At 60.6% G+C, this 15,128-nt stretch carries 13 protein-coding genes; 10 read left to right on the top strand and 3 right to left on the bottom strand.

Features of this window, described 5'->3' with window-relative positions:
- Positions 1-189: 189 nt before the first annotated feature.
- Positions 190-1,614 carry an aspartate ammonia-lyase gene (locus tag ABEH28_RS24265; RefSeq protein WP_282365398.1) on the bottom strand — a complete coding sequence of 475 codons (1,425 nt, stop codon included), beginning with the start codon at positions 1,612-1,614 and terminating at the stop codon, positions 190-192.
- Positions 1,615-1,825: 211 nt separating this feature from the next.
- Here ABEH28_RS24265 and ABEH28_RS24260 point away from each other — a divergent pair, with 211 nt between their 5' ends.
- From ABEH28_RS24260 to ABEH28_RS24240, 5 genes are all read left to right on the top strand, one after another.
- Positions 1,826-2,737, top strand: a complete 912-nt coding sequence (locus ABEH28_RS24260) for a LysR substrate-binding domain-containing protein (RefSeq protein WP_192174542.1) — start codon at positions 1,826-1,828, stop codon at positions 2,735-2,737.
- A gap of 211 nt (positions 2,738-2,948) precedes the next feature.
- Positions 2,949-3,440 (top strand): 5-(carboxyamino)imidazole ribonucleotide mutase, encoded by a 492-nt coding sequence (gene purE / locus ABEH28_RS24255; protein ID WP_065988179.1) that lies wholly within the window; start codon positions 2,949-2,951, stop codon positions 3,438-3,440.
- Positions 3,441-3,447: 7 nt separating this feature from the next.
- Entirely contained in the window at positions 3,448-4,530 is a 1,083-nt protein-coding gene (locus ABEH28_RS24250; RefSeq protein WP_346631290.1) for a 5-(carboxyamino)imidazole ribonucleotide synthase, read from the top strand.
- A gap of 223 nt (positions 4,531-4,753) precedes the next feature.
- A complete protein-coding gene (locus ABEH28_RS24245) occupies positions 4,754-4,999 on the top strand; it encodes a GlsB/YeaQ/YmgE family stress response membrane protein (RefSeq protein ID WP_037016790.1) in 246 nt (81 codons plus the stop codon).
- A gap of 79 nt (positions 5,000-5,078) precedes the next feature.
- Entirely contained in the window at positions 5,079-5,615 is a 537-nt protein-coding gene (locus tag ABEH28_RS24240) for a DUF3299 domain-containing protein (protein WP_346631289.1), read from the top strand.
- 155 nt (positions 5,616-5,770) lie between these two features.
- On the opposite strand, the gene ABEH28_RS24235 is transcribed toward ABEH28_RS24240, so the two are convergent.
- Entirely contained in the window at positions 5,771-6,682 is a 912-nt protein-coding gene (locus tag ABEH28_RS24235) for a D-hexose-6-phosphate mutarotase (RefSeq protein ID WP_346631288.1), read from the bottom strand.
- Between the two features lie 108 nt (positions 6,683-6,790).
- Positions 6,791-7,192: an acyl-CoA thioesterase gene (locus ABEH28_RS24230; RefSeq protein WP_093466337.1), complete on the bottom strand. Its 402-nt coding sequence runs from the start codon at positions 7,190-7,192 to the stop codon at positions 6,791-6,793.
- 380 nt (positions 7,193-7,572) lie between these two features.
- On the opposite strand from ABEH28_RS24230, the gene ABEH28_RS24225 reads away from it, so the two are divergent.
- The 5 genes from ABEH28_RS24225 (at position 7,573) to pstB (ending at position 15,087) form a co-directional block, all read left to right on the top strand.
- Positions 7,573-8,871 carry an MFS transporter gene (locus tag ABEH28_RS24225; RefSeq protein ID WP_346631287.1) on the top strand — a complete coding sequence of 433 codons (1,299 nt, stop codon included), beginning with the start codon at positions 7,573-7,575 and terminating at the stop codon, positions 8,869-8,871.
- 147 nt (positions 8,872-9,018) lie between these two features.
- Positions 9,019-9,999 (top strand): phosphate ABC transporter substrate-binding protein PstS family protein, encoded by a 981-nt coding sequence (locus tag ABEH28_RS24220; RefSeq protein WP_192174547.1) that lies wholly within the window; start codon positions 9,019-9,021, stop codon positions 9,997-9,999.
- A 185-nt stretch (positions 10,000-10,184) separates the two neighbouring features.
- Positions 10,185-12,470 (top strand): ABC transporter permease subunit, encoded by a 2,286-nt coding sequence (locus tag ABEH28_RS24215; protein ID WP_346631286.1) that lies wholly within the window; start codon positions 10,185-10,187, stop codon positions 12,468-12,470.
- Positions 12,471-12,485: 15 nt separating this feature from the next.
- Positions 12,486-14,156: a phosphate ABC transporter permease PstA gene (gene pstA, locus ABEH28_RS24210; protein WP_346631285.1), complete on the top strand. Its 1,671-nt coding sequence runs from the start codon at positions 12,486-12,488 to the stop codon at positions 14,154-14,156.
- A gap of 97 nt (positions 14,157-14,253) precedes the next feature.
- Positions 14,254-15,087 carry a phosphate ABC transporter ATP-binding protein PstB gene (gene pstB / locus ABEH28_RS24205; protein ID WP_065988194.1) on the top strand — a complete coding sequence of 278 codons (834 nt, stop codon included), beginning with the start codon at positions 14,254-14,256 and terminating at the stop codon, positions 15,085-15,087.
- Positions 15,088-15,128 lie beyond the last annotated feature (41 nt).

The following is a 15,128-nucleotide window of genomic DNA, read 5'->3' as shown; positions in this document are numbered from 1 at the left end:
CTTTCTTAGAGGGTGCGCACTATACCGGCGCGCGTTATTGGAGTCTTTATCCGGTTTGTTTCATGCCCAAATGACGCCGGGCAAAAAAAAGGGCCTGGAAGCGTGTGCTCCCGGCCCTCAAAAGGGTGAGGGGTGTCTAGACCCTCAGCCTGGTGATCGTGTTGCAAGTGTCGCAGGGGGCCGGACGGATCAAGCCTTCAAGGGCACGAGTCGCGGCGCAATCATGTTCTCGGGGCGCAGGATGTCCGCTAGCATGACGTCATCGAGCAGGCCCTCTTCGCGCACCAGCTCCAGCACGCCACGGCCTGTTTCCAAGGCGACGCGGGCGATACGAGTGGCGTTTTCGTAACCGATGTACGGGTTCAGCGCAGTGACGAGGCCGATCGAGTGCTCGACCAGTTCACGGCAGCGCACTTCGTTGGCGGTGATGCCGACGATGCAGTGCTCGCGCAGCATGTCCATGGCGCGCTGCAGCAGGCGAATCGAGTCGAAGATCTTGTAGGCGATCAACGGCTCCATCACGTTGAGCTGCAACTGGCCGCCTTCGGCAGCGATAGTCAGCGCCAGGTCGTTGCCCATGATTTCGAAGGCGCACATGTTCACCGCCTCCGGAATCACCGGATTGACCTTGCCCGGCATGATCGAGCTGCCTGGCTGACGCGCCGGAAGATTGATTTCGTTGATGCCGGTGCGCGGACCGCTGGAGAGCAGGCGCAGGTCGTTGCAGATCTTCGACAGCTTGACCGCAGTGCGCTTGAGCATGCCGGAGAACAGCACGAAAGCGCCCATGTCGGAGGTGGCTTCAATCAGGTCGGCAGCCGGCACCAGCGGCTGGCCGCTGATGGTCGCCAGACGCTGAACGGCCAGGTGCTGATAACCAGGGTCAGCGTTGATGCCGGTACCGATGGCAGTGCCGCCCAGATTGACTTCGGTTAGCAGCTCAGGCGCCAGACTGCGCAGGCGATTGAGGTCTTCAGTCAGCGTGGTGGCGAAGGCGCGGAATTCCTGACCCAGGGTCATTGGCACCGCGTCTTGCAATTGGGTACGGCCCATTTTCAACACGTGGTTGAACTCGTGACCTTTGGCTGCGAAGGCCTGAATCAGGCTGTCGAGGCTGGCGAGCAGCGCGTCGTGGCCCAACAGCAAACCCAGGCGAATGGCCGTCGGGTAGGCGTCGTTGGTGGACTGCGCCATGTTCACGTCGTTGTTCGGGTGCAGGTATTTGTATTCGCCCTTGGCATGGCCCATCGCTTCAAGCGCGATGTTGGCGATGACTTCGTTGGCGTTCATGTTAGTGGAGGTGCCGGCGCCGCCTTGAATCATGTCGACGACGAACTGATCGTGGAAATCACCGCGGATCAGTCGTGCGCAGGCTTCGCTGATGCCCGCATGCTTCTCGTTGCTCAAATGGCCCAGCTGATGGTTTGCATCCGCTGCTGCCTGCTTGACCATCGCCAGCGCTACGACCAGCTTGGGGTAGTGCGAAAGCGGAACGCCAGAGAGGCGAAAGTTGTGCACTGCGCGCAGGGTCTGGATGCCGTAATACGCTTCAGCGGGTACTTCGAGAACGCCAAGCAAGTCTTTTTCGATGCGAAATGATGCAGCGGAGGACATGATAGAGAAAGTCTCAAGATGGGCACGGACTAAGCCGGAACGCCCTTGATACTAGGCTTGTGGGCTATTCTGGACCAATGCTGTAAAACGCTGCCCTATGCACAATCGGCATAATGTCGCTGTGACGCGGGGATTGTTACGAGCGTGTGAATCAGTGTATGAGGCTCCTGTTCGCACCCGCGAATGCGCAACTTTTAAGGCTGGAGAAACGATGAACCTGGAAAGCAAATGGCTGGAAGACTTCAGCGCGCTGGCCGCGACCCGCAGTTTTTCCCAGGCGGCGGAGCGTCGGTTCGTCACGCAACCGGCCTTCAGCCGGCGCATTCGCAGCCTTGAAGCGGCCCTTGGCCTGACGCTGGTCAATCGCTCGCGCACGCCAATCGAGCTGACGGCGGCGGGGCAGTTATTCCTCGTCACCGCGAGGACAGTGGTCGACCAGCTCGGCGAGGTGCTGCGTCATTTGCACCATCTGGAAAGCGGGCAGGGCGAGGTCATGCAGATCGCCGCTGCCCACTCGCTGGCGCTGAGCTTCTTCCCGCGCTGGATCGCGCAGCTGCGCAACGAAGGGCTGAACATCGCCACGCGCCTGGTCGCTACCAACGTCGGCGACGCGGTGCATGCGCTGCGTGAAGGCGGTTGCGATCTGATGCTGGCGTTCTATGACCCCGACGCCGCACTGCAGATGGACGCCGAGATCTTCCCGTCGCTGCACCTGGGCGTGACCGAAATGCTGCCAGTCTGCTCAACCGATGAAGAGGGGCGTCCGCTGTTCGACCTGGAAGGGGAACAGAGCGTGCCGCTGCTGGCGTACAGCGCGGGTGCGTTCTTGGGTCGCTCGGTGAATCTGCTGTTGCGCCAGCGCAGCGTGCGCTTCACGACGATTTACGAAACGGCGATGGCCGACAGCCTCAAGGGCATGGCGCTCCAGGGGCTGGGTATCGCGTGGGTGCCGCGCCTGAGCGTGACGGCTGAGCTCGAACGGGGAGAACTGGTGATCTGCGGCGGCACTCAGTGGCACGTCCCGCTGGAGATTCGGCTGTACCGATGCGCGCTGGTTCGCAAGGCCAATGTCCGGCTATTGTGGCGCAAGCTGGAAGCGGGCGGCAGCTCGCCAGCCGCCTGACTTCGGAGTCAGTAAACCCGGGCTTCCGTGGGCCGGTTTGGTAGGCTGACAGGAGGTCGCGGGCAGTCTGTCAAACGAGAGTCTTTGCGGTATACTCCGCGGCCTTCGGCCGGTTCGACTGGTCATAATTTGTACGACAAGCCACGCCGGTTTTCCCGCGTGGCTTGTTGTTTTTAGCCGCGCCTGCGGGCGCCCGATGAGAGGCACGACGATGAGCGCACTGGTTGGCGTGATCATGGGCTCCAAGTCCGATTGGTCCACCCTTAGCCACACCGCCGACATGCTTGAAAAGCTCGGCATTCCGTACGAAGTCAAAGTGGTTTCGGCGCACCGCACGCCTGATCTGCTGTTCAAGTACGCCGAGGAAGCCGAAGGCCGTGGCATCGAGGTGATCATCGCCGGTGCCGGTGGCGCCGCTCACCTGCCTGGCATGTGCGCCGCCAAGACTCATCTGCCCGTTCTGGGTGTGCCGGTGCAGTCTTCCATGCTGTCGGGCGTTGATTCATTACTCTCCATCGTTCAGATGCCTGCCGGCATTCCGGTCGCGACGCTGGCCATCGGTAAAGCGGGCGCGATCAACGCCGCGCTGTTGTCGGCCAGTATCCTGGGCGCCAAGCATCCACACTTCCACGCAGTGCTGAAGACATTCCGCGCTGAGCAGACAGACAGCGTTCTGGACAATCCAGACCCACGCGAGGCCTGAGGTTTTCATGAAGATCGGCGTAATCGGTGGCGGCCAGTTGGGTCGCATGTTGGCACTGGCGGGGACCCCGCTGGGGATGAACTTCGCCTTCCTTGACCCCGCGCCGGACGCCTGCGCCGCTGCGCTTGGCGAGCATCTGCTCGCCGATTACGGCGATCAGGAACACCTGCGCCAGTTGGCGAATGATGTCGATCTGGTCACCTTCGAGTTTGAAAGTGTGCCGGCAGAAACCGTCGCCTTCCTCTCGCAGTTCGTGCCGGTTTACCCGAGTGCCGAAGCGCTGCGCATCGCCCGCGATCGCTGGTTCGAAAAGAGCATGTTCAAGGACCTCGGCATCCCGACGCCGGCGTTCGCTGACATCCAGTCCCAGGCGGAGCTGGACGCTGCGGTGGCCAGCATTGGTCTGCCGGCCGTGTTGAAAACCCGCACGCTGGGTTACGACGGCAAGGGCCAGAAAGTCCTGCGCACGCCCGAAGACGTAGTCAACACCTTCGCCGAGCTGGGCAGCGTGCCGTGCCTGCTGGAGGGCTTCGTGCCATTCACCGGCGAAGTTTCGCTGATCGCCGTCCGCGCCCGTGATGGCGAGACCCGCTTCTATCCGTTGGTCCACAACACTCACGACAGCGGCATTCTGCGCTTGTCGATCGCCAGTACCGATCACCCACTGCAGGCGCTGGCTGAAGATTACGCCGGGCGCGTGCTGAAGCAGCTCGATTATGTGGGCGTGCTGGCCTTTGAATTCTTCGAAGTCGATGGCGGCCTGAAAGCCAACGAGATCGCCCCGCGCGTCCACAACTCCGGCCACTGGACCACCGAAGGCGCCGAGTGCAGCCAGTTCGAGAACCATCTGCGCGCCGTTGCCGGGCTGCCGCTGGGTTCGACGGCCAAGGTCGGCGAAAGCGCGATGCTCAACTTCATCGGTGAAGTGCCTGCAGTGGAGCAGGTCATTGCCGTCGAAGATTGCCACCTGCATCACTACGGCAAAGCCTTTAAAGCCGGGCGCAAGGTCGGCCACGCCACCGTGCGCAGCAAAGACCGCGCGACGCTGGATCGTCAGGTGAAGCAGGTTGAGGCTCTGATCAAAAACTGATCACCGCGCTGACCGGTCTTGACCGCCTCCGCAGGAGTGAGCTCGCTCGCGATGGCATTTGTCCGCGACATCATTGCTGTCTGACCCAGCGTGATCGCGAGCAAGCTGCTCCTACAGTGTCCTTCATATCCTGTTGAACCATTTCGCCGGGCCGCCCCTCTCATAGCGTGTTGCCAATAGCCAGCTAGGCTTTGGCATATTCATTCAAACAGAGGGACATGGCATGGGAATCATCGGAACCATCTTCATCGGCTTGATCGTAGGTCTGCTGGCGCGCTTTCTGAAGCCAGGCGACGACAGCATGGGCTGGATCATGACCATCCTGCTCGGTATCTGCGGCTCGCTGGCCGCCACTTATGGTGGTCAGGCGCTGGGTATCTACCGCGCAGGCGAGGGTGCAGGTTTCCTCGGTGCGCTTGTCGGCGCGATCATCCTGCTGGTGATCTACGGCATGATTAAAAAGCGTTAAGCACGCCTGGCCCTCTGCGCTATTGCGGCGCAGAGGGCTAGAATGCCCGGCACTCAACTCCTCCCGCCGAGCATCTCCAATGCGTCATCTCCTCTTCGTTTCACTGCTGCTGGTCTGCGGACTGGTACGCGCCGCTGAATTACCCGAAACCGACTGGCTTGAACTGATGCCGAAGTCGGATCAGAAAGCCCTCGAAGCCATGCCCGAAATCGACCACAACTCGCCGGAAGGCCAGGGCACGTTCGACAGTAAAGGCGGTTTGAAGCAGAGCAAGGGCTTGCCTGCCGTCATGTATTCCACCAAAACCGTCGCGTCGATGAACGACAAAACCATCCGCCTGGGTGGCTATCCGGTTCCGCTGGAGACTGATGCGAAGGGTCACAGCACGCTGTTCTTCCTCGTCCCATACCCGGGCGCCTGCATCCACGTGCCGCCACCGCCGCCGAATCAGCTGGTGCTGGTGCGTTATCCGAAAGGCCTGAAGATCGCCGACATCTACACACCGTTGTGGGTCATCGGCACGTTGAAGGTCGAGAAGGTCAGCAATGATCTCGCCGACGCCGCCTATGCGCTGGACGCATCGAAAGTGCGTGTGGTGGTTGAGGCGGATTTGTAGTTCGCTGACATAGCGTTCAGATTCGATGGACCCGGCTCGATGCATTGTAGGACTGGCTTCAGCCGGGAAGGCGTCGGGTGTCACACCACAAAATTGAAGGTGCTCACGCAGGCCTTTTCCCGGCTGAAGCCGATCCTACAAATAGCGCGGTGTTGTCAGGCCTCTGCCAACGGCTCGGCCCAGATGCTGACGCTCAGCGCATGCATATCACCTGGCTTGAGCGTCACGACGTCGGTCAGGACGTTGGCCGTCTCAACGCACACCATGCCCTTCCAGCCATCAGGCTGCATGTCGTCGAAGGTTTTGGTCTTGGCGATCCACGGGTTCCAGATGATGGCCGATTGCGAACCCGTCGTCTGAATCTGAATCCGGCGTTTCCACTGCGGGTCGACCACTGAAATCAGGTCAGGCGTGTCCTGATAAATACGGTCCGTCTCGCCAGTGAACGTGATGTCACCCACCTGTACGTTCTGGGTATCCCAGCTTTCCAGTGTGTTCAGGTACTCGACGCCATCCAGCCCTTCGATACTGATCCGGCTCACATCGCTCACCGCGAAATAACTGTGCAGCGCCTGACTCAGCGTGACGTCTTCGGCGCCAGCGTTGAAGCTCACCAGACTGACATTCAGTGCGGCATCCAGGCGGATGTGCAGCTTCAGGCCAACGGTGTGCGGCCACCCCGACAAATGTCCCTCGGCCTGGGGCTGGATGAATTCGACGATCAATGCGTCGCCGTCCTCACCGACGCCCATCAACTCCCAGTCGATCGCCCGAACTTCGCCGTGGGCCTTTGCCGGCTCGTCGCTCTCGCGCATGGCCTGCACGCTGGACGGGTTTTTCTGGAAATTGCCAAACCACGGCCAGCAGATAGGCATGCCGCCGCGAATAGGCTTGCCCGATTTGAACAACGCGCCCGGGTTGGACCAGATCAGCGGCTCATCGCCGTCCACCTGGTAACTGATGATGTGCGCGCCTTGCTGGGCGATCACCAGTTCGGCCTGACCGTGGCGGATGCGCCAGCAATTAAGCTCACCGAGCTGGAAGGATTCGACGTTTGACGTAGGCATGGGGGTTCTCACTCGAAGGACAGTGACTGAATCAGACTGCGCCAAGCTTGATGAGTTTGTTGCGCAAAGCCAAGGGCGGGCACATCGGCGCCCACCCGGGCTTGATGATCAGCGTCGAGCCGGCACCGAACGGGTACGGCCGCTGCCGTCGATGGCGACAAAAACGAACACCGCCTCGGTCACCTTGCGCCATTCGCTGGACAGGGGATCATCGCTCCACACCTCGACCATCATCTGAATCGAGCTGCGGCCGATTTCCAGGGTCTGGGTGTAGAACGACAACTGCGCGCCCACCGCGACGGGCACCAGAAACGCCATGCGGTCGATGGCAACAGTCGCCACACGGCCGCCGGCCACCTTGCTCGCCATGGCAGTGCCGGCGAGGTCCATCTGGGCAACCAGCCAGCCGCCGAAAATGTCGCCAAAGCCGTTGGTTTCGCGGGGCAGGGCGGTAATCTGCAAGGCAAGATCGCCCTGCGGTATCGGATCTTCTTGTTCGAGCTCAATCATTATTGGGTCCCTCTGACCCATGACTCTAGGTAGTCTTCATTTCGTTTAAAGGGAAACTCTGCGAAAACGACTTGGGCAAATGGCTTCGCACAACTTCCCTGAAGAGACCGGCTGAGTCGTGGCCGGCGAGTATATCGGGCGCGCCGTCATGAAACGACCGCCGCTTTTTCATGATGCCTTCGCGTCATTGCAATCCATGTGCATTTGTACGCAATTTGCTATCGTGCCGGACCGACTTGGCGCACTACGCCATTTTTGGCACGCAATTTTGATGCCCGATTAACTTTTCGAGTCGAGAAATCGCGTGTGAAGCCGTTACCCACGGTTGAGTCACCGTTGATTTTTCGCCCAAAGAGAGCCTCAAAAGAGAAGCCACTGTCATGTCCTCTGTGCCTTTAAGCGCCACCCAGCCTTCGCGCCCGTTGAACCGTAACGATTACAAAACCCTTTCACTGTCTGCTTTGGGCGGAGCGTTGGAGTTCTACGACTTCATCATTTTCGTGTTCTTCGCAGCAGTGGTAGGCAAGCTGTTTTTCCCCGTCGACATGCCCGAATGGCTGCGTTTGATGCAAACGTTTGGCATTTTTGCCGCCGGTTATCTGGCTCGGCCCCTGGGCGGCATCGTCATGGCGCATTTTGGTGATCTGCTGGGCCGCAAGAAAATGTTCACCCTCAGCATTTTCCTGATGGCCGTGCCGACGCTGATCATGGGCTTGCTGCCCACTTACGCGCAGATCGGCATCTGGGCCCCCATGTTGCTGCTGCTGATGCGCGTCATTCAGGGCGCCGCAATCGGTGGCGAAGTGCCTGGCGCGTGGGTATTCGTTTCCGAACACGTTCCCGCCCGTAACGTCGGTTACGCCTGCGGTACCCTCACGTCCGGCCTGACGGCCGGGATTTTGCTCGGCTCGCTGGTCGCCACCTGGATCAACAGCGTGTACTCGCCCGTTGAGGTATCGGACTACGCCTGGCGGATTCCTTTCCTGCTCGGTGGCGTCTTCGGTCTGATGTCGGTTTACCTGCGCCGCTGGCTGCACGAAACCCCGGTGTTCGCCGAGCTTCAATTGCGCAAGCAACTGGCTGAAGAAGTGCCGCTCAAAGCGGTACTGCGCGATCATCGCGGCGCCGTCGTCCTGTCGATGTTGCTGACCTGGCTGCTCTCCGCCGGCGTGGTGGTAGTTATCCTCATGACCCCGACCCTGCTGCAGAAGGCCTACGGGTTCGCACCTGCCGACACCCTCAAAGCCAACAGCCTCGCCATTGTCTTGCTGAGTCTGGGATGTATCGGGGCTGGCGCGCTGGCGGACCGAGTCGGCGCGGGGTTGGTCTTCCTGTTCGGCTCGCTTGGTCTGCTGGTGAGTTCGTGGACCTTCTACCACATGATCGGCACGCACCCGGATCTGCTGTATCCGCTCTACGCAATCACCGGCTTGTTTGTCGGCACCATCGGCGCAGTGCCGTTCGTGATGGTCAAGGCCTTTCCGCCTGTGATTCGCTTCACCGGGCTGTCGTTTTCCTACAACCTGGCGTACGCCATCTTTGGCGGTTTAACGCCAATGGTCGTCAGCCTGATGTTCGCCGCCAACCCGATGGGCCCGGCTTGGTACGTGGCGATTCTTTGCGCTATGGGCATGGGGATCGGTGTTTACCTGATCAAGAGAAAGCCGGTCGAGTCCTGATCGAGCCACCGGCAAATTCTCCTGCTGAAACCGAGGCCGCCAGTCGTAATGACTGGCGGCCTTTCATTTGATTGTCATATTCCGGTCATAGAGTAGTCACATGGCCATCATCGATGGCGGCACTCTTCACCTCGCCAGGAGCAAGGCATGACCTTCAAACGTTTGATGACGGCGCTGACGTTCGTCGCGGCTGGCGCGGCTATCGGCAGTGCGTCTGCCGCCGTCGACCCTGCGATCAAGCCCTACGTCAAAACTAGCGGTGTCTCCGGGAATCTGTCCAGCGTGGGCTCCGACACCCTCGCCAATCTGATGACGATGTGGGCCGAGGCCTACAAGAAAGAATACCCAAGCGTGAACATCCAGATTCAGGCTGCCGGCTCCTCAACAGCGCCGCCCGCACTGACCGAGGGCACTGCGACGCTGGGACCCATGAGCCGCAAGATGAAGGACGGCGAACTGTCGGCCTTTGAGCAGAAGCACGGCTACAAGCCGACGGCGATTCCCGTGGCGGTGGATGCGCTGGCAGTGTTTGTCCACAAGGACAACCCGATCAAGGGCCTGACGCTGCAGCAGGTCGACGCGATTTTCTCCGCGACCCGGCTGTGCGGCGCCAGGACCGATGCAAAAACCTGGGGCGATGTGGGCGTGACAGGAGATCTGGCCGGCAAGGCCATCCAGCTGTTCGGGCGCAATTCGGTGTCCGGCACCTACGGTTATTTCAAGGAAGAGGCGCTGTGCAAGGGCGACTTCAAACCCAACGTCAACGAACAACCCGGCTCTGCTTCGGTGGTCAGCTCCATCAGCAATTCGCTGAACGGCATTGGCTACTCGGGCATTGGTTATAAAACATCCAGCGTGCGCACCGTACCCCTCGCGAAAAAAGAGGGCGGCGAGTTTGTCGAAGACAACGAGGCCAACGCGCTGAATGGCACTTACCCGCTGGCGCGCTTCCTTTATGTGTACGTCAACAAGGCGCCGAACAAACCGTTGAATCCGCTCGAAGCCGAGTTCGTCAGATTGATCCTGTCAAAACAAGGTCAGGAAGTTGTCATGAAAGACGGGTACATTCCGTTACCAGCCAAGGTCGTCAGCAAAGCCTTGGCTGATCTGGGGCTACAAGAACGGTAGCGAGCGCGCTGCCCAGACAACCCTGATGCGGGGTGACAGGTTCGTCCCGCCACAAACGACAAAGGCCTTATGGAACGAGGCTCGCAGAACACTGAACAGTCCGTTGCCCCGATTTAGGAGCGGCGGGCTTTTTTGCGTCACCTCGCTGTCATGTATTTGTCATACAGAGTGGCTACGGTGTGCGCATGAATGATTTGGCCAATTCATCAATGACCGAAAAACCCCGTCCCGAGCGCATTGATTTCAATGCGCCCGAGCTGCAACGCAAGCGCAGGACCCGTGCGCTCAAAGACCGCCTGACGCGTTGGTACGTGTTAGTGGGCGGTCTTGCCGTGTTGGCCGCCATCACCCTGATCTTCTTCTACCTGGCTTACGTCGTCGCGCCGTTGTTTCAGGGGGCGAAACTGACGCGCAGCGATGCTCAAACACCCGCCTGGCTGCAAGATGCTGGCAACCCCATGGTGCTGGTCATCGAAGAGCAGAATCAGGTCGCCATGCGCGTGTCCGACAAGGGCGAAGCGCTGTTTTTCCACCTCAAGGACGGCGGCGAAATTTCCCGCGTGGCCTTGCCAATCCCTGCTGGCGCGAAGGTGACGTCGGTGGCCCAGGATCAGCCCGGCAAGCCTTTGATTGCGGTCGGCCTGTCCAACGGCCAGGTGCTGGTGTTCAAGCACGCTTACCCGATCAGCTATCCCGACAACAAAAAAACCATCACCCCCACGATTACTTATCCCTACGGCGAGACGCCGCTGGTGCTGGACGAAGGCGGGCGGGCGCTTGAGCACGTCAATCTGAATGCCAGCGACACGACCCTGATTCTGGCCGGTGCAACCGGTACCCAGCTGCACGTGTTGTCGCTGACCCAATCCGAAAACCTGATGACCGGCGAAACCGATCGCGAGCAAAGCCGCATCGACTTGCCGCAACTGTCGGCGGCGGTCAAAGCCATTTACGTCGACCCGCGCCAGCAGTGGCTGTACGTGATCAACGGTCGCGCGCTGGTGGATGTGTTCGATCTGCGCGATCGCACGCTGAACGGCCGCTACAAACTGCTTGAAGACGCCAACGCCGAAACCACCGCCAGCACGCAACTGGTCGGTGGCATCTCGCTGGTGATCGGCAGCTCAAGGGGCAACATCGCGCAGTGGTTCATGGCGCGGGACGTCGATGGCGAGATGCGTCTGCAGCACATTCGTGACTTCAAAATGAGCGGCGCGCCGATTTCCCAGATCACCGCCGAGCAGCGCCGCAAAGGGTTCATTGCCATGGACACCTCCGGCAAGCTCGGCGTGTTCCACAGCACCGCTCACCGCACGCTGTTGATCGACCCGATAGCCAGCGGCCCCGCAATGATGGGTCTGTCGCCCCGCGCGGATCGCCTCATCGTTGAAGACAGCGGCAAGCTGCTGCCCTTGAGCCTGAATAATCCGCACCCGGAAATTTCCTGGAGCGCGTTGTGGGACAAGGTCTGGTACGAGAACTACGACGAACCCAAATACGTTTGGCAATCCACCGCGTCCAGCAGTGACTTCGAGCCCAAGCTCAGCCTCGCGCCTCTCACCTACGGCACGCTCAAAGCCGCCTTCTACGCCATGCTGCTGGCGGCGCCGATCGCCGTTGCCGCTGCTATCTACACGGCTTACTTCATGGCGCCGCGCATGCGTCGCAAGGTCAAGCCGGTCATCGAGCTGATGGAAGCGATGCCGACGGTCATTCTCGGCTTCTTCGCCGGGCTGTTCCTGGCGCCGTATCTGGAAGGGCACTTGCCGGGCATCTTCAGTCTGCTGATCTTCACCCCCATCGGCATTCTGCTGGCGGGGTTTGGCTGGACGCGCTTGCCTGACTCGATTCGCCTGCGGGTACCCGACGGCTGGGAAAGCGCGATTCTGATTCCGGTCATTCTGCTGATTGGCTGGGTCTCACTGAGCATGAGCCCGCACCTGGAGAACTGGTTCTTCGGCGGCGACATGCGCGCGTGGATCACCAACGATATGGGCATCACCTACGACCAGCGCAACGCAATGGTGGTCGGAATCGCGATGGGTTTTGCGGTCATCCCCAACATTTATTCGATTGCCGAGGATGCCGTGTTCAGCGTGCCGCGTGGCCTGACCCTCGGCTCACTGGCCCTCGGCGCCACGCCGTGGCAGACGCTGGTTCGCGTGGTGATTCTCACGGCCAGCCCGGGGATTTTTTCTGCGCTGATGATTGGCATGGGCCGCGCTGTGGGCGAGACCATGATCGTGCTCATGGCCACCGGTAACACGCCGATCATGGACATGAACCTGTTCGAAGGCATGCGCACCCTTGCGGCCAACGTGGCGGTGGAGATGCCCGAGTCGGAAGTGGGCGGCAGTCATTATCGCGTGCTGTTCCTCGCCGCCCTGGTGCTGCTGATGTTCACATTTGTCATGAATACCTTGGCAGAGCTGATTCGTCAGCGCCTGCGCAAGCAGTATTCGTCTCTCTAGGGCAGGTTGAAACCGATGAAGCAGACCTCCCTCAAGCGGTGGTTCAACAGTGGCGGCCCCGGCGTCTGGTTGAGCGCGGGTGCGGTGTCCATCGCGGTGATCATGACCATCGGCCTGCTGGCGGTGATTGCCGTGCGCGGGCTGGGGCATTTCTGGCCCGCCGATGTCATTTCCGCCCAGTACGACGTTCCCGGGCAGGAAAGCCACGGGCTGGTGGGCGAGTTGGTTCAGTCTGAACAAGTGCCGCGCGCCAGGCTCAAGGCCGCCGGGTTGCCGGTTCCTGATCAGGGGCCCGAGTTCATGACCCGCGATCTGTTCAAGGTAGGCAACCGGGATATCAGCCCCAGCGATTTCAACTGGGTCATTGGCGAGTGGCTCAAGGACCCGCGCAAGCCTGCGGAATTGATGACCCTCGAGCGCCGCGAGTGGGGCAACTTCTACGGCTATCTGGTCAACGTCAAGGAAGACGGCAAAGTTGTCGCCGAGGGTGCAGCCGCATGGCCGCAACTGCAGGCGCGTATCGAGCGGGTGCAGGGCATTTCCGATCAACTGGACGACCTGGAGAAGGGCGAGATCGGCGCGATCAACCACGGCATCGAGCGGCTGCGGCTGCAGGCGCGCAAGCTTGAGCTCAACGGCGAACTCGATGCCGCCGCACAGGCCGACATGGCCACTGAGCGCGCTGAATACGACGCGCGCTATAAGGACGTCGAATCGCGGCTGGGCGCGTTGCACGCCGAATACAATCGCGACAGCCTGACGGCCCGTGACGCCAACGGCAAAGAAATCGAGATCAGCATCGGCAAGGTGGTTCACGCGTATCAACCCAACGCCATGGGCACGATGACCAAGCTGGGGTTCTACTTTCAGAAGCTTTGGGAGTTCCTCAGCGACGACCCGCGCGAGGCCAATACGGAGGGCGGTATTTTCCCGGCGATCTTCGGCACCGTGATGATGACGCTGATCATGGCCGTCATCGTGACGCCGTTTGGCGTGCTCGCCGCTGTGTATCTGCGTGAATACGCGCGCCAGGGCGTGATGACGCGCTTGATCCGCATCGCGGTGAACAACCTCGCGGGCGTCCCTGCCATCGTCTACGGCGTGTTCGGGCTGGGCTTTTTCGTTTACGTGCTGGGCGGATCTCTGGATCAGCTGTTCTTCCCCGAAGCCCTGCCGGCGCCGACGTTCGGCACACCGGGCTTGCTGTGGGCATCGTTGACCCTGGCGCTCCTCGCCGTGCCGGTGGTGATCGTTGCCACCGAAGAAGGCCTGGCGCGCATCCCGCTGACGCTGCGCGAGGGCTCGCTGGCTTTGGGCGCGACCAAGGCCGAAACGCTGTGGAAGATCGTTTTGCCCATGGCCAGCCCGGCCATGATGACCGGCCTGATTCTGGCCGTCGCGCGAGCGGCCGGTGAAGTGGCGCCGCTGATGCTGGTGGGTGTGGTCAAGATGGCGCCTTCGCTGCCGCTGGACGGCAATTACCCGTACCTGCACCTTGACCAGAAGATCATGCACCTGGGTTTTCATATCTACGATGTCGGTTTTCAAAGCCCCAACGTCGAGGCCGCGCGCCCGCTGGTGTACGCCACGGCGCTGCTGCTGGTGCTGGTGATCGCGCTGCTGAACCTTTCGGCGGTGACGATTCGCAACCGCCTGCGCGACAAGTACAAGGCGTTCGAAGACTGAGTTGGCTTCAAGCGGCACGCTGAGAAGCCGCATACCGTATCAGCACCACATTTGCAGCTTGCGGCTAGAGGCTTGCAGCTACGAACGGAGAGAGACCATGCAACACGAACCCCACGCCCACGGCATCAACATGTCGGCCCTGGGTCGCAAACGCCAGGTGCTGGATCTGGCGAACGAAGCCGTTGCGCTGGAAGTGCCGGGGCTGGATCTCTTCTATGGCGAGAAGCAGGCGCTGTTCGACATCCGCATGAACATCCCGAAACAGCGCGTCACTTCGTTCATCGGGCCGTCCGGGTGTGGCAAGTCCACCTTGCTGCGCACCTTCAACCGCATGAACGATCTGGTGGACGGCTGCCGCGTACAGGGCGAGATCAAGCTCTATGGCCACGACATCTACACCAAAGGCGAGGACGTCGCCGAGTTGCGTCGCCGGGTCGGCATGGTGTTCCAGAAGCCCAACCCGTTTCCGAAGACCGTTTACGAGAACGTCGTTTACGGGCTGCGTATTCAGGGCGTGAACAAAAAGCGCGTGCTCGATGAGGCCGTCGAGTGGGCCTTGCGTGGCGCCGCACTGTGGGACGAAGTCAAGGACCGCCTGCATGAGTCGGCGCTCGGACTTTCCGGTGGTCAGCAGCAACGTCTGGTGATCGCCCGCACCATCGCCGTCGAACCCGAAGTGCTGCTGCTCGATGAGCCGTGCTCCGCGCTCGACCCGATTTCGACCCTGAAAGTCGAAGAGTTGATCTACGAACTGAAATCCAAATACACCATTGTGATCGTTACCCACAACATGCAGCAGGCGGCGCGCGTGTCGGATTACACCGCGTTTCTGCACATGGGCAAGGTGGTCGAATACGGGGACACCGATACGTTGTTCACCAATCCGACCAAAAAGCAGACTGAAGACTACATAACCGGTCGTTACGGCTAGCACGTGTTTCGTCAGCCTTGAACCACCGCGCAATCAATCGG

This window comes from Pseudomonas sp. Ps21-P2, assembly GCF_039672565.1.
Taxonomy (GTDB): Bacteria; Pseudomonadota; Gammaproteobacteria; order Pseudomonadales; family Pseudomonadaceae; genus Aquipseudomonas.
Note: the sequence above shows the minus strand (reverse complement) of the source record. Positions and strands in the feature narration are given on the sequence as shown.

Excerpts from the sequence above, each read along its gene's own strand:
- ABEH28_RS24265 (WP_282365398.1), bottom strand. The coding sequence starts at position 1,614 with ATGTCCTCCGCTGCATCATTTCGCATCGAAAAAGACTTGCTTGGCGTT.
- ABEH28_RS24260 (WP_192174542.1), top strand. The coding sequence starts at position 1,826 with ATGAACCTGGAAAGCAAATGGCTGGAAGACTTCAGCGCGCTGGCCGCG.
- purE (WP_065988179.1), top strand. The coding sequence starts at position 2,949 with ATGAGCGCACTGGTTGGCGTGATCATGGGCTCCAAGTCCGATTGGTCC.
- ABEH28_RS24250 (WP_346631290.1), top strand. The coding sequence starts at position 3,448 with ATGAAGATCGGCGTAATCGGTGGCGGCCAGTTGGGTCGCATGTTGGCA.
- ABEH28_RS24245 (WP_037016790.1), top strand. The coding sequence starts at position 4,754 with ATGGGAATCATCGGAACCATCTTCATCGGCTTGATCGTAGGTCTGCTG.
- ABEH28_RS24240 (WP_346631289.1), top strand. The coding sequence starts at position 5,079 with ATGCGTCATCTCCTCTTCGTTTCACTGCTGCTGGTCTGCGGACTGGTA.
- ABEH28_RS24235 (WP_346631288.1), bottom strand. The coding sequence starts at position 6,682 with ATGCCTACGTCAAACGTCGAATCCTTCCAGCTCGGTGAGCTTAATTGC.
- ABEH28_RS24230 (WP_093466337.1), bottom strand. The coding sequence starts at position 7,192 with ATGATTGAGCTCGAACAAGAAGATCCGATACCGCAGGGCGATCTTGCC.
- ABEH28_RS24225 (WP_346631287.1), top strand. The coding sequence starts at position 7,573 with ATGTCCTCTGTGCCTTTAAGCGCCACCCAGCCTTCGCGCCCGTTGAAC.
- ABEH28_RS24220 (WP_192174547.1), top strand. The coding sequence starts at position 9,019 with ATGACCTTCAAACGTTTGATGACGGCGCTGACGTTCGTCGCGGCTGGC.
- ABEH28_RS24215 (WP_346631286.1), top strand. The coding sequence starts at position 10,185 with ATGAATGATTTGGCCAATTCATCAATGACCGAAAAACCCCGTCCCGAG.
- pstA (WP_346631285.1), top strand. The coding sequence starts at position 12,486 with ATGAAGCAGACCTCCCTCAAGCGGTGGTTCAACAGTGGCGGCCCCGGC.
- pstB (WP_065988194.1), top strand. The coding sequence starts at position 14,254 with ATGCAACACGAACCCCACGCCCACGGCATCAACATGTCGGCCCTGGGT.